Annotated in this window: 17 protein-coding genes; 13 read left to right on the top strand and 4 right to left on the bottom strand. The window is 74.2% G+C overall.

Annotated features, from left to right (window positions below; all coding sequences use genetic code 11):
* Positions 1-45 precede the first annotated feature (45 nt).
* The 3 genes from H7827_RS08580 to H7827_RS08570 are packed head-to-tail and all read left to right on the top strand — an operon-like array spanning position 46 to position 7461.
* Entirely contained in the window at positions 46-963 is a 918-nt protein-coding gene (locus H7827_RS08580) for an FAD binding domain-containing protein (RefSeq protein ID WP_386532680.1), read from the top strand.
* The gene (locus tag H7827_RS08575) at positions 960-5096 is read left to right on the top strand and encodes a 2Fe-2S iron-sulfur cluster-binding protein (protein WP_432743901.1); all 4137 of its coding nucleotides are present in this window, start codon (positions 960-962) and stop codon (positions 5094-5096) included. Before H7827_RS08580 ends, H7827_RS08575 begins: the two co-directional genes overlap by 4 nt.
* Positions 5097-5100: 4 nt before the next feature.
* A complete protein-coding gene (locus H7827_RS08570; protein ID WP_432743899.1) occupies positions 5101-7461 on the top strand; it encodes a xanthine dehydrogenase family protein molybdopterin-binding subunit in 2361 nt (786 codons plus the stop codon).
* Positions 7462-7527: 66 nt separating this feature from the next.
* Here H7827_RS08570 and H7827_RS08565 read toward each other — a convergent pair whose 3' ends face one another.
* Together H7827_RS08565 and H7827_RS08560 are read right to left on the bottom strand one after the other, a co-directional pair.
* Entirely contained in the window at positions 7528-9921 is a 2394-nt protein-coding gene (locus tag H7827_RS08565) for an ATP-binding cassette domain-containing protein (protein WP_432743897.1), read from the bottom strand.
* Positions 9922-9923: 2 nt separating this feature from the next.
* On the bottom strand, positions 9924-10067 hold the full coding sequence (locus tag H7827_RS08560) for a hypothetical protein (RefSeq protein ID WP_432743895.1): 144 nt from the start codon (positions 10065-10067) through the stop codon (positions 9924-9926).
* A 172-nt stretch (positions 10068-10239) separates the two neighbouring features.
* On the opposite strand from H7827_RS08560, the gene H7827_RS08555 reads away from it, so the two are divergent.
* The 7 genes from H7827_RS08555 (at position 10240) to H7827_RS08525 (ending at position 17674) form a co-directional block, all read left to right on the top strand.
* Positions 10240-10614 carry a helix-turn-helix transcriptional regulator gene (locus H7827_RS08555; protein WP_386532853.1) on the top strand — a complete coding sequence of 125 codons (375 nt, stop codon included), beginning with the start codon at positions 10240-10242 and terminating at the stop codon, positions 10612-10614.
* A 10-nt stretch (positions 10615-10624) separates the two neighbouring features.
* On the top strand, positions 10625-11038 hold the full coding sequence (locus H7827_RS08550) for a VOC family protein (protein ID WP_432743893.1): 414 nt from the start codon (positions 10625-10627) through the stop codon (positions 11036-11038).
* 287 nt (positions 11039-11325) lie between these two features.
* Entirely contained in the window at positions 11326-12537 is a 1212-nt protein-coding gene (locus tag H7827_RS08545) for a glycosyltransferase (protein WP_432743891.1), read from the top strand.
* Positions 12538-12614: 77 nt separating this feature from the next.
* Entirely contained in the window at positions 12615-14069 is a 1455-nt protein-coding gene (locus H7827_RS08540) for an MFS transporter (protein ID WP_432743889.1), read from the top strand.
* A gap of 84 nt (positions 14070-14153) precedes the next feature.
* On the top strand, positions 14154-15962 hold the full coding sequence (locus tag H7827_RS08535) for a DEAD/DEAH box helicase (RefSeq protein WP_386532659.1): 1809 nt from the start codon (positions 14154-14156) through the stop codon (positions 15960-15962).
* Between the two features lie 166 nt (positions 15963-16128).
* Positions 16129-16773 carry an IclR family transcriptional regulator gene (locus tag H7827_RS08530; RefSeq protein WP_030736950.1) on the top strand — a complete coding sequence of 215 codons (645 nt, stop codon included), beginning with the start codon at positions 16129-16131 and terminating at the stop codon, positions 16771-16773.
* A gap of 94 nt (positions 16774-16867) precedes the next feature.
* Positions 16868-17674, top strand: a complete 807-nt coding sequence (locus H7827_RS08525; RefSeq protein ID WP_432743886.1) for a S16 family serine protease — start codon at positions 16868-16870, stop codon at positions 17672-17674.
* Positions 17675-17785: 111 nt separating this feature from the next.
* On the opposite strand, the gene hppD is transcribed toward H7827_RS08525, so the two are convergent.
* Positions 17786-18913 carry a 4-hydroxyphenylpyruvate dioxygenase gene (gene hppD / locus H7827_RS08520; RefSeq protein WP_432743884.1) on the bottom strand — a complete coding sequence of 376 codons (1128 nt, stop codon included), beginning with the start codon at positions 18911-18913 and terminating at the stop codon, positions 17786-17788.
* A gap of 125 nt (positions 18914-19038) precedes the next feature.
* On the opposite strand from hppD, the gene H7827_RS08515 reads away from it, so the two are divergent.
* Positions 19039-19593, top strand: a complete 555-nt coding sequence (locus tag H7827_RS08515) for an Lrp/AsnC family transcriptional regulator (RefSeq protein ID WP_432743882.1) — start codon at positions 19039-19041, stop codon at positions 19591-19593.
* On the opposite strand, the gene H7827_RS08510 is transcribed toward H7827_RS08515, so the two are convergent.
* The gene (locus tag H7827_RS08510) at positions 19533-20018 is read right to left on the bottom strand and encodes an SsgA family sporulation/cell division regulator (RefSeq protein ID WP_030736939.1); all 486 of its coding nucleotides are present in this window, start codon (positions 20016-20018) and stop codon (positions 19533-19535) included. The genes H7827_RS08515 and H7827_RS08510 overlap by 61 nt on opposite strands.
* Positions 20019-20275: 257 nt before the next feature.
* On the opposite strand from H7827_RS08510, the gene H7827_RS08505 reads away from it, so the two are divergent.
* Together H7827_RS08505 and H7827_RS08500 are read left to right on the top strand one after the other, a co-directional pair.
* On the top strand, positions 20276-21592 hold the full coding sequence (locus tag H7827_RS08505) for an RDD family protein (protein ID WP_432743879.1): 1317 nt from the start codon (positions 20276-20278) through the stop codon (positions 21590-21592).
* Positions 21593-22171: 579 nt separating this feature from the next.
* Positions 22172-22666 (top strand): RDD family protein, encoded by a 495-nt coding sequence (locus tag H7827_RS08500; RefSeq protein ID WP_386539533.1) that lies wholly within the window; start codon positions 22172-22174, stop codon positions 22664-22666.
* Positions 22667-22722: the final 56 nt, after the last annotated feature.

Genomic DNA, 22722 nt, shown 5'->3' with positions numbered 1-22722 from the left:
ACCGTACGGCTGGGCAGCCGGGACAGCCGGAAAGGGGCAGCTGGATTGAGCACGCACGCACCTCAGGCCTCTCGGGCGCAAGCGCCGCGGAACCAGGGCGCCCAACTCGTCGCGCTGCCCGCCACCCTGGACGACGCCGTGGCAGCGCTGGCGGACACCCCGGCCGCCGTACCCGTGGCGGGTGGCACCGACCTGATGGCCGGGGTCAACGCCGGGCTGCTGCGGCCCGCCGCCCTGGTCAGTCTCGGCCGGCTCGGTGAACTGCGCGGCTGGGAGTACCAGGACGGGCACGCGCTGCTCGGCGCGTGCCTCACGCACGCGCGCATGAGCCGCCCCGACTTCGCCGCCCTCATCCCGGCCCTGGCCGCGGCCTCCCGCTCGGCGGGGCCGCCCCAGGTGCGCAACGCCGGGACGCTGGGCGGCAACATCATCTCCGCGGCGGCCTCCGGCGACACCCTGCCGGTGCTCGCCGCACTGGAGGCGACGCTGCTGGTGGCCGGCCCCGAGGGGCAGGGCCGGCAGATCCCCGTCAGCAACCTGCTGGCCGGCATGGACCACCTGCGCCCCGCCGAACTGCTCGCCCACGTCAGGGTTCCGCTGCTGCACGCCCCCCAGACCTTCCTGAAGGCGACCGCGCGCAGCGGCCCCGGGCGGGCGCTGGCATCGGTGGCGGTGGTGCTCGACCCGATACGGCGCGAGGTGCGGTGCGCGGTGGGCGGCGTCGCGCCGATGCCACTGCGCCCGCTGGACGCCGAGCGGTGGGTGGCGTCGCTGGTCGACTGGGACGGCGAACACGGGCGGGCGCTGGCGCCCGAGGCGCTGACCGCGTTCGGCGACTACGTGGGCCTGGCCTGCGTTCCCGATCCGCAGCCGGGGGAGGCGCAACTGCCGGCTGCTGTGCTGCATGTGAGGCGAACCGTGGCGACACTGGCCCGCCGTGGACTCGGAAGGGCGCTGCGATGAACGACGATCAGCGGCGGCCACGGCCACAGAGTGGCTGGGCCGCGGGGGAGAACGGCGGCGACTACGACGCGGACGCGACCGCGTTCGTGCAGTTGCCGCCCCAGCCGGTGCCGGGGGCGGACCCGCTCTCGGTGAGCGGGGGCGGCTCCCCGGTCACCGACCCCGGTGCGACCGGGGCGTGGTCCCTGCCCTTCGCACAGCAGGCGCAACAGACGCAACACACGCAGCAGATGCGGCAGGCACCGCCGGCGCAGCAGAGCGGGCAGGGCGAACTGCCGGAGTCAGGCCCCTGGACCGCCCCGCAGCAGGCGAGCTGGCCGGGCGCGCAGCAGACCGGCGGCGGCACCTCCTGGCCCGGCGCGGCAGCCGCCCGCTGGCCGGCCGCGGCCGGCGCGGGGACGGCCGCCGAGGGCGACGTGCGCGCCGGCGGCGCCGCGCTGCGGGAGGGCTGGCAGGACGCCGCCGCACCCACCGGTGCCCGGCCGGGAGCCGAGGCGCCGGGCGCGGCCAACGGTGCCGCGCCGCACAACGATTGGCCGGACACGACGGAGAACGGACGCACCGGCAGCTGGCCGGGCGCGTCAGCCACCCTCGCCGCCACCGGCGCGGTGCCCACCGACATCGCCATGGACGGGGCCGCGCAGGCGGGCTGGCCCGAGCAGGCCGGCGGGGCGACACCACCGCACGGCACGGGCTGGAACGACCCGGGCACGCAGGCACCACCCGCCACGAACGGCCTGCCGCCCCAGTCGACATGGCCCCACAACGGCGCCAACGGGGCGGCCCCGGCCGCGAACCCCGGGGACGCGGCCCCGAACGAGGCCACGGGCCAGACGTCATGGCCGCACCAGGCCACCGCTGTCGTGCCCGACGCGGGGCCCGGTCCGGCCGCGTCCCCACAGCCTGTGGACGGCGGCGACAACGCGGCTGCCCCCTGGTCCGAGGCGCACGGCACCGGGGCGCCCGCCCCGACCGGGGCGCCGAACGCCCAGGCCGGCGAGGCCAGGCGCCCCAGCTGGTTCGACGCGCCCTCCGGCCCCGCCAACGGTGCCAACGCCGCCCAGGTCGGCCACGGCGACGCACAGCGGCAGTCCTGGTCCGACAGTGCCTCCGGTGGCCCGTCCGCCGCGCCGGACACGGGAGGCACCCCGGTGAGCGGCGCCCAGCCCGCGGGCGGCGCGCCGCAGGCCGGCTGGCCGGCGACCGGGGGAAGCGAACTTCCCGCTCAGCACGGTTCGATGGCGCAGGACACCGGTGCCGCACCCCCGGCGGGATGGCCGGAGGCGCACGGTGGTGTGACCACGCCGACCGGCGCCCCGAGTGCCGCTGCGGGTCCCGCCGGTCCGGGTGAGGCCGTGCCGGGTGGTCCGCCCCCGGCGGACTGGTCCGACGGTGCCGGGGTACCGGTTCCGTCCGGGGTGAGCGGTGGCCCGCACGACGGTGCGTCCCCGGCGGGCTGGCCGGGTGCCGGCGGCTCAGGCGTGCCCGCTCCGTCCGGCGTGGCGAGCGCGGACAGCTCCGCCGCGCGTCCCGCCGCTCCGGTCGCCGACACGCGGTCGGCCGCCGGTGACGACGCCCCGAACGGCCACGCCCCGCAGGGCACCTGGCCGCACACTCCTGGAACCACGGGAGCGGGCGTCGCCCACGGCGACGCCCCGAACGGGGCGGTTCCGCAGGCGGCCTGGCCCGACACACCGGGCGACCCCGCGACGAGCGGTGCCCATGCGGCCGGGGCGCAGAACGGCGCCGACGTGCCCGACGGGCCTCACGGTGCGGCAGCACCGGCGCACTACCTACAGCCGGCGGCCGGGGGCGCCCCCGTGGAGGGCGGCGCGCCTCCCGCGCAGTGGCCCGACGCCACAGGGCCCGCGGCGACGGGCGGCGTGCCCGCTGCCTCCGCCGGAGACGGTGCGCCGCAGGCGGCGTGGTCCGACGCGGCGGCGGGTGGCGCCCCAGCGCCGGAAACACCGGGTGGCGCGGGTGAACACGGTGCGCCCGAGGGGACCGCCGGAGCGGCGCACGGCATGCAGCGGACCGCCGGCGCAGGCCCCGTGAGCGGTGGCGACCCTCACGCCGAGTGGACCGACGCCTCCGCCGGAGACAGCGCGCCGCAGGCGGCGCGGTCCGACGTGCCGGTTGGCGTGCCGACCGGTGCCGCCCCCGCGTCCGAAGCCCACGATGCTGCGGGCGGGCACGGTGCCCCCGAGGGCGTGCGGCCGGAAGCCGGTGAAAACGCCGCGCACAACGGAGTCCCGCAGGGGACATGGCCGGAGACGTCATCCGGCGACCCCGCGCCGCTGGGCGCTGCTGCCGGCGCGATGCGGCATGGCGCGCCACCGGCGGCGTGGACCGACGCCCCGGGCAACGCGGCGCCGGGCGATGTCCGTACGGCCGAGGCGCCGAACGGTGCGCCCGGGACGGCGCCCGCATCCGCTCACGGCGAGGCTGCGGACACCGCCGACCCCGGCGCCCCGAGCGCCGTGCCCTCCGACCGGAACGGGACCCCCTTGGCGGGAATTCCCGCTCAGGGCGGGCCGGTTTCGGATGGCACCGACGGCCGGGGTGTCCCGCTGCCGCCCGGCGCGGAGCACGCTCCGCAGGCCGGCTGGGACGGAGCGGTGGCCCCCGACGCGGGCGCCCCGAGCGCCGTGTCCGCCGACGGGAGCGGGCCTGCCATGGCGGGGATTCCCGCTCAGGGCGGGCCGGTTTCGGATGGCACCGACGGCCGGGGTGTCCCGCTGCCGCCGGGCGCGGAGCATGCTCCGCAGGCCGGCTGGGACGGAGCGGTGGCCCCCGACGCGGGCGACACCGCAGAACGGGGTCCGCAGCCGGGCGTGGCGAACGGGGCCGCACCGGACGCCGGTTGGCAGCAGCACGCCCAGCACGCCCCGCATGGTCAGGACGGAGCACCGCACGCCGGTGCCCGGGACGGCGACGCGGTGACCGACCGGGGCCCCGTACCGGGGCAGCCCGGCGCGGGCGGCGGTGCCTGGGCAGCACCGGAATCCCCGGGCGCCCCTTCAGCGGAAACGGTTTCTTTCCCCGGTGAACCGGGGCCCGGCGCGGCCGACGCCGCCCGGCCGGAGGCCGAGGCGATTCCCGTACCGGCCGCAGCCGTTGCCGCTTCCGGCGCCGCCGGGCCCGAACACGGCCACGCCCAGGCGCCCGCCGCCCCCGCCGGTTCGCCGCCCGCACCCGCACGGGTCGACGTGGCGGCCGGCCCGGACGCCGAAGCCGCTCCCGGCGCCCCCGGGGCCGGCCCCGAGGCACCCGGCGCCGGTGACGCCACGGCGGCAGCGGAGGCCGGCGCGCACTCCCCGGCCCCGGAGGGTTCCGCCCCCCCGCCGGACGGCGGCGCCGCCGGGCCCATCGCCCCGGACTCCGGCCCGGACGCCCACCTCACCTCCCAGCAGCCGCCGGCCGCCGAGAGCGGCCCCGTGCAGCGGCCCGCCACGTTCGGCGGCAGCGGAGGCGGGGACGAGTCCGGGTCCTGGGTGATCCCCTCCGAGGTCACCGACCCCACCCACGGCGAGAGCGAGATCGCGCCCCCGCTGCCTCCCACCGACAGCGAGCACCCCGAGACCTCCTATGTGCTGCGCGTCAACGGCATCGACCGTGCCGTCAGCAGCGCCTGGATCGGCGAGTCCCTGCTCTACGTCCTGCGCGAGCGCCTCGGCCTCGCCGGGGCCAAGGACGGCTGCTCGCAGGGCGAGTGCGGGGCCTGCTCCGTGCAGGTCGACGGGCGCCTCGTCGCGGCCTGCCTGGTTCCGGCCGCGACCGCCGCCGGGTGCGAGATCCGTACGGTCGAAGGGCTCGGTACCGAGGAGGAACCCTCCGACGTGCAGCGCGCCCTCTCCTCGTGCGCGGTGCAGTGCGGTTTCTGCCTGCCCGGCATGGCCATGACGGTGCACGATCTCCTGGAGGGCAACCACCAGCCCACCGAGCTCCAGACCCGCCAGGCGCTGTGCGGCAACCTGTGCCGCTGCTCCGGCTACCGTGGCGTGCTGGACGCCGTCCGCACCGTGATCGACGAGCGGGCCGAACGGGCCGAGCACACCGAACGGGCCGCCAGGGCCGCCGCCGAGCCGCCTCGTATTCCGCAGCAGTCCGGCCCGTCCGAGGGAGACGCCTGACACGATGAGCGAGCAGCCCATCGACGGCATCACCGCCGTCACCGTCGCCGGTGCCGAGCCCGCGCCGGGCCCTGCCGAGGGCGCCCCGGCGCTCGGCCTCGGCGCCTCCGTTCCGCCGGCCGACGCCGCCGCCAAGACCACCGGCGTCTACCCGTACACCGCCGACCTGTGGGCCGAAGGGCTGCTGTGGGCGGCGGTGTTGCGGGCCCCGCACCCGCGGGCGAGGATCCGGGGCATCGACACGTCCGAGGCCGCCGCCCTGCCCGGCGTGCGCGCCGTCGTCACGCACCTCGACGTGGGTGGCACGCCCCCGGGCGACCGGCCGCCGCTGGCCGCCGACGAAGTCCGCTACCACGGTGAGCCGGTGGCCGCCGTCGCCGCCGATCACCCCGAGACGGCCCGGCTGGCCGCCGCCGCGATCGCCGTCGAGTACGAGGTGCTGCCGCCCGTCACCGACCCCGAGAAGGTGTTCGAGGCCGAACCGCTCCACCCGGACGGCAACATCATCCGGCACATCCCGCTGCGCCACGGCGACCCGAACATGAACGGCGAGATCGTCGTCGAGGGCGTCTACCGCATCGGCCGCCAGGACCCCGCCCCCATAGGGGCCGAGGCCGGTCTCGCTGTGCCCCGCCCCGACGGCGGCGTGGAGGTGTACACCGGCAGCACCGACCCGCACGGCGACCGCGACCGGCTGGCCGCCTGCCTGGGGCTGGAGCAGGAGCAGGTCAAGGTCTATGTGACGGGCGTGCCGGGCGCGTTCGGCGATCGTGAGGACCTCGGCTTCGAACTGCCCCTGGCCCTGCTCGCGATCCGCACCGCGTCCCCGGTGAAGCTGGCGGCCACCCGCGAGGAGTCGTTCCTGGGCCACCCGCACCGGCACCCCACCATGCTGCGCTACTGGCACCACGCCGACCGCGAGGGCAAGCTGGTGAAGGTCGAGGCGCAACTGCTCATGGACGCGGGGGCGTACGCCGACGGCTCCGCCGAAGCGCTGGCGGCCGCCGTGTCGTTCGCCGCCGGCCCGTACCGGGTCCCGAACGCCGTCGTCGACGGCTGGGCGGTGCGCACCAACAACCCGCCCTCCGGCCATCTGCGGGGCGAGGGCGCCCTCCAGGTGTGCGCCGCGTACGAGGGCCAGATGGACAAGCTGGCCGCCCGGCTCGGCCTGGACCCGGCCGAGGTGCGGGCCCGCAACGTGCTGAGTACGGGTGACCCGCTGCCCACCGGACAGGCCGTCACCTGCCCGGCGCCGGTCGCCGAACTGCTGCGCGCGGTACGGGAGTCCCCGCTCCCGCCGCCGCCCGACGAGGACTGGGTGCTGCCCGGCGGCCCCGACGGCGCCGCCGATCCGGGGGCGGTGCGCCGTGGCGTGGGCTATGCCCTGGGCATGGTGCACATGCTCGGCGCGGAGGGCGCCGACGAGGTGTCCACGGCCACCGTCAAGGTGGAGGGTTCGGTGGCCACCGTGCTGTGCGCGGCGGTGGAGACGGGGCAGGGGTTCGCCACGCTGGCGCGGCAGATCGTGCAGGAGGTGCTGGGGGTCGAGGAGGTGCATGTCGCACCGGTCGACACCGATCAGCCGCCGGCCGGTCCCGGGCTGCGCGGCCGCAACACCTGGGTGTCGGGCGGGGCGGTGGAGCGGGCGGCGAAGATGGTCCGCACCCAGCTGCTCCAGCCGCTGGCCGCGACCTTCGGGATGTCGGCCGAGCTGCTGACCATCGCGGACGGCAAGATCACCTCCTACGACGGGGTGTTGAGCACGACGGTGGCGGAGGCACTGGAGGGCAAGGAGCTGTGGGCGACGGCGCAGTGCCGCCCGCATCCCACCGAGCCGCTGAACGCCGCCGGTCAGGGCGACGCGTTCGTGGGCCTGGCGTTCGCGGCGGTACGGGCCGTGGTGGACGTGGATGTCGAGCTGGGTTCGGTGCGGGTGGTGGAGATGGCCATCGCGCAGGACGTGGGCCGCATCCTCAACCCGGCGCAGCTGCGGGCCCGCATCGAGGCGGGCGTCACGCAGGGCGTGGGCACCGCGCTGATGGAGCATCTGCGGGTGGCGCGCGGCGTGGTGCGGCGCCCGGACTTCGCCGACTACGCGCTGCCGACCGCGCTGGACGTGCCGGAGATCCGGATCGTGAAGCTGCTGGAGGAGCGGGACGTGGTCGCGCCGTTCGGGGCCAAGGCGGCGGGCGCGGCGCCCGTCGTGGTGTCCCCGGCGGCGGTGGCCGCGGCCGTACGGGCGGCCACCGGGCGGCCGGTGAACCGGCTGCCGATCCGCCCGCAGTCGGCGGTGGTCACCGCGGGCCAGGCGGGTGCCGCCGGTGCGGCGGGCGCGATGCCGGGACCGGCCGGCGTCCCCGCGTAACAGCGAGGACAGACGGGTGGGGTGGGGGCGGGCGCGGCGCCCGCCCCCGCCCCACCCGGGCCCCGCTCAGGCGCCGACGTACGCCGCCAGGTGCTCGCCGGTGAGGGTCGAACGCGCGGCGACCAGCTCCGCCGGGGTGCCCTCGAAGACGATCCGGCCGCCGTCGTGTCCGGCGCCGGGCCCCAGGTCGATGATCCAGTCCGCGTGCGCCATCACCGCCTGGTGATGCTCGACGACGATCACCGACTTCCCGGAGTCCACGAGCCGGTCGAGCAGCCCGAGCAGCTGCTCGACATCGGCCAGGTGCAGCCCGGCCGTCGGCTCGTCCAGGACGTACACCCCGCCCTTGTCGCCCATGTGGGTGGCGAGCTTGAGCCGCTGCCGTTCGCCGCCCGACAGGGTCGTCAGCGGCTGGCCCAGGCTCAGATAGCCGAGCCCCACGGCGGCCAGCCGGTCCAGGATCCGGTGCGCGGCCGGGACCGGGCCCTCCCCGTCGGCGCCGAAGAACGTCCGCGCCTCGGCCACCGGCATGGCCAGTACCTGGCTGATGTCCCGGCCGCCCAGGTGGTACTCCAGTACCGCCGCCTGGTAGCGCTTGCCCTCGCACTCCTCGCAGGTGGTGGAGACGCCGCGCATCATGCCGAGGTCGGTGTAGATGACGCCGGCGCCGTTGCAGTTCGGGCAGGCGCCCTCCGAGTTGGCGCTGAACAGCGCCGCCTTCACCCCGTTCGCCTTGGCGAAAGCGGTACGGATCGGGCCGAGCAGCCCGGTGTACGTGGCCGGGTTGGAGCGCCGCGAGCCGCGGATCGGGCTCTGGTCGATGGAGACCACGCCCTCGCCGGCCGCGCCCGAGCGCGGTGGCAGTGAGCCGTGCACGAGGGAGCTCTTGCCGGAACCCGCCACGCCGGTGACGACCGTGAGCACCCCGAGCGGGATGTCGACGTCCACGTCCCGCAGGTTGTGCGTGTCCGCGCCGCGGATCTCCAGCGTCCCGCGCGGGGTGCGCACCCGCTCCTTGAGCGTGGTCCGGTCCTCCAGGTGGCGCCCGGTGACCGTGTCACTGGCCCGCAGCCCCGCCACGGTGCCCTCGAAGCAGACCGTGCCGCCGGCGGTGCCGGCGCCGGGGCCCAGGTCGATGATGTGGTCGGCGATGCGGATGACCTCGGGTTTGTGCTCGACGACCAGGACGGTGTTGCCCTTGTCGCGCAGCCGCAGCAGCAGGTCGTTCATGCGCTGGATGTCGTGCGGGTGCAGTCCGGTGGTGGGTTCGTCGAAGACGTAGGTGACGTCGGTGAGCGAGGAGCCGAGCTGGCGGATCATCTTCACGCGCTGCGCCTCGCCGCCCGACAGGGTGCCCGAGGACCGGTCCAGCGAGAGATAGCCCAGGCCGATCTCCACGAAGGAGTCCAGGGTGTGCCGCAGCGCGGTGAGCAGGGGCGCCACCGAGGGTTCGGTGAGGCCGCCCACCCACTGCGCCAGGTCGCTGATCTGCAGCGCGCAGGCGTCGGCGATGCTGACGCCGCCGATCGTGGAGGAGCGGGCGGCCTCGCTGAGCCGGGTGCCGTGGCACTCGGGGCAGGCGGTGAAGGTGACGGCCCGTTCCACGAACTCCCGGATGTGCGGCTGCATCGCCTCCGGGTCCTTGGCGAGCATCGACCTCTGGACCCGGGGGACGAGCCCCTCGTAGGTCATGTTGATGCCCTCGATCTTCATCCGGGTCGGCTCGTGGTGGAGGAAGTCGTGCAGCTCGGTCGTGGTGAACGCGCGGATCGGCCGGTCCGGGTCGTAGAAGCCGGAGGACGCGTACAGCCGGTGGTTCCAGCCGCCGGCCGTGAAACCGGGGATGGTGAGCGCGCCCTCGTTGAGGGACTTGTCCGCGTCGTAGAGCTGGGTGAGGTCGATGTCGGAGACGGTGCCGCGGCCCTCGCAGCGCGGGCACATGCCGCCGGTGCGGGTGAAGGTGGCCTTCACGGCCTTCTTGGCGCCGCGCTCCACGGTGATCGCCCCGCTCGCCCGGACCGAGGGCACGTTGAAGGCGTACGCGCCGGGCGGGCCGATGTGCGGCTGCCCGAGCCGGCTGAAGAGGACGCGCAGCATCGCGTTGGCGTCGGTGGCGGTGCCGACCGTGGAGCGCGGGTCGGCGCCCATCCGCTGCTGGTCGACGATGATCGCGGTGGTCAGCCCTTCGAGCACGTCGACCTCGGGCCGCGCCTGGGTCGGCATGAAGCCCTGGACGAACGCGCTGTACGTCTCGTTGATCAGCCGCTGCGACTCGGCGGCGATCGTGTCGAAGACCAGCGAGCTCTTGCCCGAGCCCGAGACCCCGGTGAACACCGTGAGGCGGCGCTTGGGGATCTCGACGCTGACGTCGCGCAGGTTGTTCTCGCGCGCTCCGTGCACCCGGATGCGTCCGTGGAGGTCGGCGATGTGCGGTGCGGCGGAGCTGTCGTCGGCGGTCATGTTCAGCGTTCCCCGTCCCGGCCGTGCTCCTGGGTCCGCGCCGGGTGCTGGACGAGGCCGGGGACCGTGCCGTCCAGGCCGGAGACGCGGCGATGCACGGTCCTGATGCCCCGGGGGGCGGTGCCGGGGACGCTGGGGTGGGACATGATCACTCCTGAGCTGATGGTTCTGATCATTTCTGATCGGTATTGCCTGATCTGTCACGCTAGTCGGGCCCCGTCGCCGCCGCTTCTCCATACCTGACCGGTCTGGGACACTGAGCGGGTGAGACAGCCCGAGCTCGACGACCTCGTCCGGCTGCGGCGTGCCCGCGACCGGATGGACCGCGACTACGCCGAGCCGCTGGACGTGCCCGCGCTCGCGCGCGGAGCCCTCATGTCGCCGGGCCACTTCTCCCGCAGCTTCCGCGCCGCGTACGGCGAGACCCCGTACAGCTATCTGATGACCCGCCGCATCGAACGCGCCAAGGCGCTCCTGCGGCGCGGCGACCTGTCGGTGACCGAGGTGTGCATGGCGGTCGGCTGTACGTCGCTGGGGTCCTTCAGCACGCGCTTCACCCAGCTGGTCGGCGAGAGCCCCAGCGCCTACCGGGCCCGTGGCCACGAGGCGGGCGCCGCCATCCCCGCCTGCATGGCGAAGATCCACACCCGGCCGGTCAGGGACGGAGAAGCCACCGGCGCCGCCCGCCCGTAGCGTGGGCGGCATGGATGTCACGATCTCCCAGTGCTTCATCGCCGTCGACGATCACGATCAGGCGATCGCCTTCTACCGCGACGCGCTCGGCCTCGAGGTACGCAACGATGTCAGCTTCGAGGGGATGCGCTGGGTGACCGTCGGCTCGCCGGCCCAGCCGGGCGTCTCCATCATCCTGGAACCCCCGCTCGCCGACCCCAACGCCTCGCCCGAGGACCGGCAGGCCATGGCCGAACTGATGGCCAAGGGGATGCTGCGCGGCGTGATCTTCGCGACCGACGACTGCGACGCGACGTTCGAGCGCGTCAGCGCGGCGGGGGGCGAGGTGCTCCAGGAGCCGATGGACCAGCCCTACGGCGTCCGCGACTGCGCCTTCCGCGACCCGGCCGGCAACCTGCTGCGCTTCAACCAGCCGCTGAACTGACCCGGCCCCCGGCGGCGAGACCCGCGAGGGCGAGGGCTGGAGTACGTAGGACGCTCCCGGTGTTGACGGTACGGCGAACCGTGCGGCGAGCGGCACGGCGAGACGGTGACCCGGCACGCGTGCGTGCAGTACCGCACAACGGCGCACCGCACCCGGGGCGTCGCGCGGATGGCGGGACATACATCCACCGGAACGGGTGAGTTCGCGGCCGGACGCCCATCCGACGCCGGTGGCCGGGGTACTTCTGCACAGGTCACCCGCCACCCGCCCTTCCCGGAAGGATCCCCATGCGCGTCCTGTGCACCGCCATGGCCTCCCCCTCGCACGGCCGGGCCCTGCTGCCGCTGGCCCGCGCACTGGCCACGGCCGGGCACGAGGTCACGGTCCTCACCACCGAGGCCGTCGCCCCGGTGTTCGCCGCCGACCGGCTCGCCGTCCGCGCCGTCCTGCCGGACGTTCCCCGGCCGGGCCGGGACGTGGTGTTCGACCCCGCGCAGGACATGTCCTCGCCCGACCACCCGCTGACGGCGCTGCTGGCCGGCCCGTACGCCCACACCGTGCTGGCCGTCCTGCGGGAGGCGGCACGGCAGGTACGGCCCGAGGCCGTCGTCCGGGACGGCATGGACTTCGCCGCCGTCGTCCTCGCCGAGGACCGGGACATCCCGCAACTCCCCTTCCCCAGCGGCTTCCTCAACCTGCTCGACCCCGCACCGCTGCTGCCGCCGCTCAACGCCCTGCGGGCCGCCGCCGGCGTGCCCGCCCGCGAGGACCCGGCGAGCCTGTACCCGTACGGCCGGTTCGACTACATGCCGCCCGCGTACGGCTTCGCCCGCCACCCCACCGCCGCGCTCGCCTACCGGCAGACCACGGCGGTCGAGGTGAGCGGCGAACTCCCGCCCTGGGCCGCCCGGCTGCCTGGCGACCGGCCCCTCGTACTCGCCGCCCTCGGCACCGTCCTGCCCACCTTCCGCGAGGCCGGGTGGAAAGTGCCGCTGCCCCCCGAGGCGAGCGATCCGGCGGCCATGCTGCGCACCATCGTCGCCGGATTGTCCCTGCTGGACGTCACGGCGGTCGTGGCCACCGGCGGCATCCCGCTGGAGGGCGCCGAGCCCGGCCCCAACGTCCTGCTCACCGACCGCGTTCCGCAGCCGCTGCTGCTGGAGTGCGCCGACCTGTTCGTCACCCACGGCGGGTACAACAGCATCCGGGAGGCGGTGCGCACCGCCACCCCCATGGTGGTCGTGCCCAACTTCGGCGACCAGCCGCACAACGCCCGCCGGGTGAGCGAGCTGGGCCTGGGCCGGCACCTCACCGGCACCCCCGGCCCGGAACTCCTCGCGCAGGCGTGCCGGACCGTTCTGGAGGACCACGCCACCACGGCCCGGTCGCGTGCCGCCCGGCTCGCGATGCTGGCGCTCCCCGACTTCGCCCGGGCCCCGGCGGACCTGGCCGAGATCGTGGCGGGCCGCCGGCTGGTGCCGCCGCGCGTACCGGCCTGACCGGACCCCTGTCCTTCCCCGGTCCTCGGCCGTATCGGGTATGGGCCCGGGGCCGGTCGTTCCTTACCGTGTGACGTATGACCGACCCCGTACCGGCGACAACGCCGTCGCCATCCGCCCCGGCCCCGCCCGCGTCCACCCCGCCCCCGCCCGGGGGCGTGCTCAGCCGGCCCCACCGGGCGCTGACCCTCGGCTGCGTGAGCACCATCCTGCTCATCGCCTTCGAGGCCATGGCCGTCGGCACCGCGATGCCCGCCGCCGCCGAGGCACTGGACGGGGTCGCGCTGTACGCGTTCGCCTTCTCCGCGTACTTCACCACCTCCCTGCTGGGCATGGTGGTGGCCGGTCAGTGGTGCGACCGCAGCGGGCCGATGGGGCCCGTGGTGGGCGGGATCGCCGTCTTCTCCACCGGACTGCTGCTCTCCGGCGTCGCCCAGAACATGCTCACCTTCGTGGCCGGCCGCGCCGCACAGGGCACCGGCGGGGGCCTGGTCATCGTCGCGCTGTACGTCACCGTGCGCCGCGCCTACCCCGAACATCTGCGCCCGGCCGCCCTCGCCGCGTTCTCCGCCGCCTGGGTGGTGCCCTCGCTGCTGGGTCCGGTCATCGCCGGCGTGGTCACCGAACACTTCGGCTGGCGCTGGGTGTTCCTGGGCATCACCGTCCTGGTGGTGCTGCCGCTGCTGATCATGCTGCCGCCGCTGCGCCGCGAGGCGTCCGGGCCGCCCGACACCGGCGCGAAGAAGTTCGACGCCCGGACCCTGCGGCTGGCCGCGGCCGTCGCCATCGGCGCCGGGCTGCTCCAGTTCGGCGGCCAGGAACTGCGGTGGATCTCCGTGCTCCCGGTCGTCGCCGGGCTCGCCCTCGTCGCGCCCTCCGCCCGCCGGCTGCTGCCCGCCGGGACGTTCCGCGCCGTCCGGGGCCTGCCGTCCGTCATCATGCTGCGCGGACTGATCTCCGGCGCCTTCATGGCCACCCAGACCTTCCTGCCGCTGATGCTGGTGACCCAGCGCGGCCTGTCCGTCACCCAGGCCGGGCTCACCCTGGCGGTCTCCGGCGCGGTGTGGGCCCTGGGCTCCTACGCGCAGTCCCGGCCGCGACTTGAGCCCTACCGGTTCACGATGGTGCGCTCCGGCACGGTGCTGATCCTGTTCGCCGTGCTCACCACCCCGCTCGTCCTCATCGACGCGGTACCGGTGTGGACGCCCGCCCTCACCCTGTCCGTCGGCTGCTTCGGCATGGGCATGGTCGTCTCCTCGGTCGGCGTGCTCGTGCTGCGGCTCTCCCGCCCGGAGGAGGCGGGCGGAAACGTGGCCTCGCTCCAGGTCTGTGACGCGCTGTCGAATGTGGTGATGCTCACTGCCGTCGGAAGCGCCTTCGCCGCCCTCGGCGGCAGCACCACCGCGGCCGAGGACACCCAAGCGGTGGGCCCCGGCGCCTTCGTGGTGGTCTACGCGGCGGCCACCATCGTCGCCGTGCTAGCCGTCATCACCGGCGGGCGAGTGGCGGCAAAGGGGGACATAGCGAACTGAATACCGGACTCCGGAGCGGCCGGCGGGCCGGGTACGCTGGCGCGGTTCCCACCACATCCGCCCACCGTCCCAGCCCCGGAGACCGTGACTACCACCGCCGCTTCCGCCACCACCACCGCGTCCTCCCACCTCTCCCCGGCCTTCCCCGGCCGCGCCCCCTGGGGCACCGCGAGCAAGCTGCGCGCCTGGCAGCAGGCGGCGATGGACGCCTATGTGCAGGCCCAGCCCCAGGACTTCCTCGCCGTCGCCACCCCCGGCGCCGGCAAGACCACCTTCGCGCTGACCCTCGCCTCCTGGCTGCTGCACCACCACGTCGTGCAGCAGGTGACCGTGGTGGCCCCCACCGAGCACCTGAAGAAGCAGTGGGCCGAGGCCGCCGCCCGGATAGGCATCAAGCTGGACCCCGAGTACAGTTCCGGGCGGCTCGGCGCGGAGTACCACGGCGTGGCCATCACGTACGCGGGCGTCGGCGTGAAGCCGATGCTGCACCGCAACCGCTGCGAGCAGCGCAAGACCCTCGTCATCCTCGACGAGATCCACCACGCCGGTGACTCCCGCTCCTGGGGCGAGGCGTGCCTGGAGGCGTTCGAGCCCGCCACCCGCCGGCTCGCCCTCACCGGCACGCCCTTCCGCTCCGACACCAACCCCATCCCGTTCGTCGCCTACGGGGACAACGGGGACGGCATCCGCCGCTCCGTCGCCGACTACACGTACGGCTACGGCAGCGCGCTGGCCGACGGCGTGGTGCGGCCCGTCATCTTCCTCTCCTACAGCGGCAGCATGCGCTGGCGCACCAAGGCGGGCGACGAACTCGCCGCCAAGCTCGGCGAACCCATGACCAAGGACGCCACCTCGCAGGCGTGGCGCACCGCGCTCGACCCCAAGGGCGCCTGGATGCCGGCCGTGCTGAGCGCCGCCGACCGGCGGCTGACGGAGGTGCGGCGGGCCATCCCCGACGCCGGGGGCCTGGTGATCGCCACCGACCAGGAGTCGGCGCGCGCCTACGCCAAGCTGATCCGGGAGATCACGGGGGAGGGCGCCACGCTCGTGCTGTCGGACGACGGCGGCGCCTCCCAGCGCATCGACGACTTCCGGACGTCGGACGACCGCTGGATGGTGGCGGTGCGCATGGTCTCCGAGGGGGTGGACGTCCCGCGGCTGGCGGTCGGCGTGTACGCCACCACCATCTCCACACCGCTGTTCTTCGCGCAGGCGGTGGGCCGCTTCGTGCGCTCGCGGCGGCGCGGCGAGACCGCTTCCGTCTTCCTGCCCACCATCCCCACCCTGCTCGGCTTCGCGCACGAGATGGAGGTCGAGCGCGACCACATCCTGGACAAGCCCAAGAAGGGCGGCGAGGACGAGGACCCGTACGCGGAGGAGGCCGACCTCCTCGCCGAGGCGGAGCGCGAGCAGAACGAGCCCGACGGAACGGATGACCAGCTGCCCTTCGAGGCACTGGAGTCGGAGGCCGTCTTCGACCGGGTGATGTACGACGGCGCCGAGTTCGGGATGCAGGCGCACCCGGGGAGCGCCGAGGAGCAGGACTACCTCGGCATCCCCGGGCTGCTGGAACCGGATCAGGTGCAGATGCTGCTCCAGAAGCGCCAGGCGCGGCAGATCGCGCACAGCAAGAAGCGGCCGGACGAGGAGGCCGACCTGCTGGAGGTGCCCGCGGAGCGGCGCCCGGTGGTCACCCACAAGGAGATGATGGACCTGCGGCGCGAACTGAACGCGCTGGTGGGGGCGTACGTGCACCAGTCGGGCAAGCCGCACGGGGTGATCCACACCGAGCTGCGCCGGGTGTGCGGCGGGCCGGCGACGGCGGAGGCCACGGCGGGGCAGTTGCGGCAGCGGATGGCCAAGGTGAAGGAATGGGCGACCCGGATGCGCTGAGGACCTGTCCGGTCCCTGCCCGGTCCCGGGCCGGGGAGGACCGGACGTGGCGCAAAACTGGTCGAAAAAGGGTGGTTCGGTGCTCGAATACTGGACAGCCCCTTCCGCTGAGCGGTAACGCTGGATAAGTTCCCGGTCACGCGTTGGCAGCCGAAAGGGGGGCGTCGTGACCGCGGAGACCTCTCAGACGCTCGACCGTGGACTACGGGTCCTCAAACTGCTCGCCGAGACCGATCACGGTCTGACCGTGACCGAACTGTCCAAACAGCTCGGCGTCAACCGCACCGTGGTCTACCGCCTGCTGGCCACCCTCGAACAGCACGCCCTGGTCCGCCGCGACACCAGCGGCCGGGCCCGGGTCGGCGTCGGCGTCCTGGGGCTCACCCGCCAAGTGCACCCGCTGGTACGGGAAGCCGCGCTGCCCGCGCTGCGCGCCCTGGCCGAGGACGTCGGCGCCACCGCCCATCTCACCGTGGTCGACGGCAGTGACGCCCTCGCCGTCGCCGTCGTCGAACCGAGCTGGACCGACTACCACGTGGCGTACCGGGCCGGCTTCCGTCACCCCCTGGACCGGGGCGCGGCCGGGCGCGCCATACTGACCGGCCGCTGCAAGGACATCCAGGACGAGGAGGGGTTCGTCCTCACCCACGGCGAACTGGAGGCGGGCGCCAGCGGTGCCGCCGCCCCGCTGCCGCGCGACTGCGGCATCGAGGGGAGCGTCGGGGTGGTCATGCTGAACGAATCCGTCCCGCCGGACGTCGGCCCCCGTGTCGTCCGCGCCGCCCTCGAGGTCGCCGCCGTGCTGCGCTGACCGCCCGCACCGGGCGCGGGCAGGACCACCCGGCGCCGCTACCGTCCCGGCCCTCGGCGGGAGGGGGCCCACCGCGTGCGTTAGATTCGGCGGCATGTCCGCCCTCACCAAGTCGCTGACCGGCCGGCGCCGTACCTGGGTGCTCGCCGCGTGCGGCGCGCTGTTCGCCGCGCTGCTCGCGGTCGCCGCCTTCGCGCCGCTGCCGTTCGCCGTCGCGCACCCCGGCCCCACCGCCAACGTGCTGGGCGACAGCGACGGCAAGCCCGTCATCACCATCACCGGTGCCCCGGTGCGCGAACCCGAGGGCGAGCTGCGGATGACGACCATCACCGCCACCGCACCGGACGCCTCCGTACATCTCACCGACGTCCTCGGCGGCTACTTCGCCTCCGACCAGGCGGTGCTGCCCACCGAAGCGGTCTACCCGGTGGGTGACTCGGTCAAGGAGATCCAGCAGCACAACCGCGAACAGATGACCCAGTCCCAGCACTCGGCCGTCACCGCCGCCCTGGGCCACCTCGGCCGCGCCGACGAGGGCATCGACATCGCCCTCAGCCTGGACTCGGTCGGTGGCCCCAGCGCCGGGCTGCTGTTCTCGCTCGGCATCGTCGACCTGCTGGACGGCGACGGTCACGGCGGCGACCTCACCGGCGGCGCGGTCATCGCCGGTACCGGCACCATCGACGCGGACGGCACCGTCGGCCCGGTCGGCGGCGTGCCGCTGAAGACCCAGGCGGCCAAGCGCGACGGCGCCACCGTCTTCCTCGTCCCGCGGGACGAGTGCGACGCCGCCACCGCCAACCTCCCCGACGGACTGCGCCTCATCCCGGTGACCACTCTGTCCGGCGCCATCGACGACCTGCGCGCCCTCGCGGCGGGGGAGTCCGTACCGGGTTGCTAGCCCCGCGCCCGGTCGCCCTGGTCGCCCCGGGTGACCCCGCACGAGCCCCGGCGGCAAAAAAACCGCCCCCGCGAGTGCAGGTCGCGGGGGCGGTTGTGGGGGGTGGTGTTCTTACAGATTCCCCCGCCGCGCCTGTTCACGCTCGATTGCCTCGAAGAGAGCTTTGAAGTTCCCTTTGCCAAATCCCAGCGATCCGTGCCGCTCGATCATCTCGAAGAAGACCGTTGGCCGATCCTGTACCGGCTTCGTGAAGATCTGCAACAGATAGCCGTCCTCGTCGCGGTCGGCCAGGATCTTCAGCTCCCGCAGCGTGTCCACCGGGACCCGCGTCTCGCCGACCCACTCGCCGAGTGTGTCGTAGTACGAGTCCGGCACGTCGAGGAACTCCACACCCGCCGCCCGCATGGCGCGCACGGTGTGGATGATGTCCCCGGTGTTCAGGGCGATGTGCTGGACGCCGGGGCCGCCGTAGAACTCCAGGTACTCGTCGATCTGCGACTTCTTCTTGCCCGGCGCCGGCTCGTTGATCGGGAACTTCACCTTGCGGGTGCCGTCCGCCACCACCTTGGACATCAGCGCCGAATACTCCGTCGCGATGTCATCGCCCACGAACTCCTTCATATTCGTGAAGCCCATGACGTTGTTGTAGAACTCGACCCACTCGTTCATCCGGCCGAGTTCCACATTTCCCACACAGTGGTCGATCGCCTGGAACACCCGGCGCCGCCCCTCCGCCGGCGCGACCATCGGGCGCGCCGGCGTGAACCCCGGCAGGTACGCCCCCTTGTAGCCGGAGCGCTCCACCAGCGTGTGCCGGGTCTCCCCGTAGGTCGAGATCGCCGCCAGGACCACCGTCCCGTCGTCGTCCGACAGCTCGAACGGCTCCGCGAGACCGTGTGCGCCCCGCGCCACCGCGTGCGCGTACGCCGCCCGGGCGTCGGGTACCTCGATCGCCAGATCGATCACCCCGTCCCCGTGCTCGGCGACATGCCGCGCCAGCTCCTTCCCGCGTTCGCCCGTCGGAGTGATGACCGAGGTGAAGACAAACCGGGCGCTTCCGGATTCCAGCACGTACGAAGCGGTCTCCCGGCTGCCGTTCTCCGGGCCCTGATAGGCGACGAGGGTCATCCCGAACGCCGTCGAGTAGTAATGCGCTGCCTGTTTGGCATTGCCCACCGCGAAGACGACCGCATCCATCCCCTGTACCGGGAACGGATCGGCCGGAGTGTGCTCAGTCATATGCGCAGGGTGCGCCCCCTCCGCAAGGTGCGCAATAGTTGTCGCGAGTGCTGGACACCCCGTACAGCCCCACGCGCGTAGCTCCGTACGGTGTGTACAGGTTGCCCAGTGGAGAGGAGCCCCGCATGGCGATCGACGAACTGGACGGCCGGCTGCTGGAACTGCTCGCGCGCGAGCCGCGCATCGGCGTACTGGAGGCATCCAGACGGCTGGGGGTCGCACGCGGCACCGCCCAGGCGCGTCTGGACAAGCTCCGCGCCACCGGGGTGATCCGGGGCTTCGGACCCGAGGTGGACCCGGCGGCCATCGGCTTCCCGGTGACCGCCTTCGCCACCCTGGAGATCAAGCAGGGACGCGGGGCAGAGGTGCGCGCCCACCTCGCCTCCGTCCCCGAGGTGTTGGAACTGCACACCATCACCGGCCAGGGCGACATGCTGTGCCGCCTCGTCGCCCGCTCCAACGCCGATCTCCAGCGCGTCATCGACGAGGTCGTGGGCTTCGACGGGATCGTCCGCGCCGCCACCGCCATCGTCATGGAGAACCCGGTGCCCTACCGCACCACTCCGCTCGTGCGGCACGCCGCGCACCCGCACCCGCACCCGCGTCCCCGGCCGCAGGCTCACCTGTCACCGTCGGACAGCCCGTCGAGCGGCCCCCACAGGTCGCCGCCGCCCGGGTAGCAGTCGTCACCCGGCGCCGGGGTCAGCAGGGCGAACAACTCCTCCTCCAGATCGGTGTTCTCGGACTCGGTGCCCGGCGGTACGAGGCGCAGCGTGCGCTCCAGCCACGCCGACACCGCCACCGCGGGCGCCTGGATCAGCGCGTCGCCGTCGGGTGAACTCAGCGCCACACAGATGACGCTGCGCGTGTCGATCTTCGTCGGCCACACCCGCACATCGCCGTGCCCGGAGGGCCGGAAGACACCTTCCACCAGCAACTCGCGGGAGAACGTCCAGTACACGGGGGTGTCCGAGCCGAAGTGGAAGGTGATGTGGACGGCGTACGGGTCATCGGACCGGTACACGAAGCGGGCCGGTACCGGGATGCTGCGCTCCGGCGAGAGCACCAGCTGGAGTTCGACGTCCCGTTCGACGGTGGTGTTCATGCGCTGCGTCGCCCCTTCACATGCGTTCCTGTCAGTCAGGCACAGGGGGAGAGGGAGCAGCGGGCCGATCCTTACGCCGCTTTGGAGATTTTTCTGCGAAGGGTGCGTGTCGGCAGGCCGCCGCACCGCCGGTGGCCGGTCGTACGGGACACTGTCGTCGACGTAGCTGTATCTGCCGCCCCGCCGGGGGACGTACCATGCATACCCGGCGACGGCCCGCAGACAGCCCAGTAGGACGAGGAGATTCAGGACCGCTCATGAGCTCCCCACCCGCAGGAAGCGCCGGCGGAAGCCCGGGGCCCAACTGGTATCCGGACCCGTCGATTCCCGGCTACATCCGGTACTGGAACGGCGCCGCCTGGATGCCCGGCACCAGCCGCCCGGAGCCACGGGACGGGGAGCAGCTGCCCGCACCGCCGCCCGGGGCACCCGCGCCCGCCCTTCCGGAGCCGGCTCCCGAGGCACGGGCGCTGCCCGAGCCGGAGCCCGCGCGCCGGGCCGGGGACGAGGACGCGCAGGCCGCTCCCGTGGCGCCCGCGCAGAAGCCCGACCCCCGCATCGACCCCCGGGGCCAGTTCCTGCGGGCGACGCCGGGGCGTGAGCCCCAGCCGCAGGCGCAGGCCCAGCCGGAACCGCAGCCGCGGCAGCAGGCCCAGGCCGAACCGGAGCGGGTGCCGGAACAGCAGCGGCCGGCCGCCGCCGCGCCGGCCGCGTTGCCCGCCGTGCCCGAGCAGCAGGCCCGGCCGGTGCAGCCCGCGCTGCCCGCGCAGGCCCGTTCGGTGCCGCCGGAGCGGCCGCACGAGCAGACCGCCCAACTGCGGCTGCCCAAGGGGGAGTCCTGGCAGCACCAGGTGCGCGAACTCGCCCAGCAGGCACCCCAGCAGCAGGCCCCGCAGCCGCTGCCGCCCCTCCCGGTCCCGCAGCAGCAGCAACAACAGCACCTGCCGGTGGCCCAGCCGCAGCCCCAGCCGCAGCAGGCAGCACCGCAACTCCAGGCCGGGTCCGCCCAGTCGCCGTTCCTGCGGTCGCACCAGGCGGACCCGCTCACCCCGCTGCCCTTCAGCAAGGACGCGATCTTCGGCGCGGGTGACCAGCTGTACCCGGCCGGTCTCGGCCGCCGGCTGCTGGCCCGGCTGATCGACTCCCTGCTCCCGCTGGGTGCCGCCGCCGCGATGGCGGCCGTGGTCATCGGGGACGCCAGGGACCACATCCAGCAGCAGATCGACGCGGCCAACGAGGCCGGGGTGACCCGGGAGATCTGGCTGATCGACGGCACCACGGGCGGCTACCTGGCCATGGTGCTGGGCGTCTTCCTGGTCGCGGGTTTCCTCTTCGAGGCGCTGCCCACGGCGCTGTGGGGCCGTTCCCCTGGCAAGGCCCTGTGCAAGCTGCGGGTGCTGGACCTCCAGAGCCAGGTCAAGCCCACCTTCGGGGCCGCGCTGTCGCGCTGGTTCCTGTACAGCGTCCTGGGGATCCTGGTGATCGGGATCGTCAACGTGCTGTGGGGTGTGCGCGATCGCCCCTGGCACCAGTGCTGGCACGACAAGGTGGCGGGCACCTTCGTCGCACGCTGACCCGGTCGCGGCCCCCGATGACCTCCGGCGGAGGTCATCGGGGCCGTGCCGTGTGCGGGACCGGTACGACCGGCCCTGCTCGGTGGGGCCGCTCACGTCCGGGCCCGTACCGGTCCGCGGGTACCCCCACGGCGCAATGTGTCCCCCGAACGCCCCACGCCGGATGCGCGGGGCGTACGGCCGGGGTCGACTCGGGCCATGAACACTGACCAGCCCCAGCCACCGCCCGGTGACGAGCCGGACCCGCCGGCCGACGACGGCCGGGAGTCCGCCGGCGAGCCCCGTCCGCCGGACCGGCCGGAGGGGCGGGACGCCGGTCCTCCGGAGCACGGGCCGGCCGGTGGCGCGTCACCTCAGGAGGGGGCCGAGGGCCCTTCCGCGGTGCCGCCCCCCAGCGGTGGCGGTACGGGCCGGCCGGCCGCCGGTCCGGGTGCCGGGGGACAGCCCCCGAACGGTCCGGGTGCCGGAGCGCAGCCCCCGGGCGGTCCGGGGTCCGGGGCGTCGCCGCCCTCCGGGCCAGCCGAGCCTCCTCCGCCCTCCGGGCCCGGCTTTCCCAGTGCGCCGCCGCCATCGGGTGAGGTGCCCGGTTCGGCGGGCGGCCCGGGCCCGTACGGCGAGGCCGATCCGCTGGCGGGGATGCCGCCGTTGCCCTCCCGGGGGCGGCGGCTGGTGGCGCGCATCATCGACGCGCTGATCATCGGCGTCCCGATGTCCCTGCTGCTGTGGGCGATCACCGGCGACCGCAACTACGACACCGCCTCCAGCAGCAACTACCTCCAGCAGGCCGCCATCATCATCGTGTACTTCGTATACGAAGGCGCGATGCTCAGCGCGCGCGGGCAGACGCTCGGCAAGATGGCCATGCGGATCCGGGTGGCGATGCTGGAGAACGGGGCCGTGCCGCACGGCAGTCCCGGGTGGTTCCGGGCCGCGGTGTACTCCCTGCCGGAGCTGCTGCCCTGCTTCGGCTTCATCTTCTGGCTGGTCAACGTGCTCAACTGCACCTGGGACAAGCCCTACCGGCAGTGTCTGCACGACAAGGCGGCCAGGACCGTTGTGGTCTCGACCGCCTGATCGGGTCGTGCCGGTGCCGGCGCTGCCGGCGAGCGGGGATCGCCCGGGTGGCCGGT

This window comes from Streptomyces sp. JH002 (assembly GCF_050916115.1).
GTDB classification, from domain to species: domain Bacteria; phylum Actinomycetota; class Actinomycetes; order Streptomycetales; family Streptomycetaceae; genus Streptomyces; species Streptomyces xiamenensis.
Note: the sequence above shows the minus strand (reverse complement) of the source record. Positions and strands in the feature narration are given on the sequence as shown.

Excerpts from the sequence above, each read along its gene's own strand:
- H7827_RS08565 (WP_432743897.1), bottom strand. The coding sequence starts at position 9,921 with ATGACCGCCGACGACAGCTCCGCCGCACCGCACATCGCCGACCTCCAC.
- hppD (WP_432743884.1), bottom strand. The coding sequence starts at position 18,913 with ATGACTGAGCACACTCCGGCCGATCCGTTCCCGGTACAGGGGATGGAT.
- H7827_RS08560 (WP_432743895.1), bottom strand. The coding sequence starts at position 10,067 with ATGTCCCACCCCAGCGTCCCCGGCACCGCCCCCCGGGGCATCAGGACC.
- H7827_RS08555 (WP_386532853.1), top strand. The coding sequence starts at position 10,240 with ATGGACCGCGACTACGCCGAGCCGCTGGACGTGCCCGCGCTCGCGCGC.
- H7827_RS08575 (WP_432743901.1), top strand. The coding sequence starts at position 960 with ATGAACGACGATCAGCGGCGGCCACGGCCACAGAGTGGCTGGGCCGCG.
- H7827_RS08570 (WP_432743899.1), top strand. The coding sequence starts at position 5,101 with ATGAGCGAGCAGCCCATCGACGGCATCACCGCCGTCACCGTCGCCGGT.
- H7827_RS08515 (WP_432743882.1), top strand. The coding sequence starts at position 19,039 with ATGGCGATCGACGAACTGGACGGCCGGCTGCTGGAACTGCTCGCGCGC.
- H7827_RS08550 (WP_432743893.1), top strand. The coding sequence starts at position 10,625 with ATGGATGTCACGATCTCCCAGTGCTTCATCGCCGTCGACGATCACGAT.
- H7827_RS08545 (WP_432743891.1), top strand. The coding sequence starts at position 11,326 with ATGCGCGTCCTGTGCACCGCCATGGCCTCCCCCTCGCACGGCCGGGCC.
- H7827_RS08510 (WP_030736939.1), bottom strand. The coding sequence starts at position 20,018 with ATGAACACCACCGTCGAACGGGACGTCGAACTCCAGCTGGTGCTCTCG.
- H7827_RS08525 (WP_432743886.1), top strand. The coding sequence starts at position 16,868 with ATGTCCGCCCTCACCAAGTCGCTGACCGGCCGGCGCCGTACCTGGGTG.
- H7827_RS08505 (WP_432743879.1), top strand. The coding sequence starts at position 20,276 with ATGAGCTCCCCACCCGCAGGAAGCGCCGGCGGAAGCCCGGGGCCCAAC.
- H7827_RS08540 (WP_432743889.1), top strand. The coding sequence starts at position 12,615 with ATGACCGACCCCGTACCGGCGACAACGCCGTCGCCATCCGCCCCGGCC.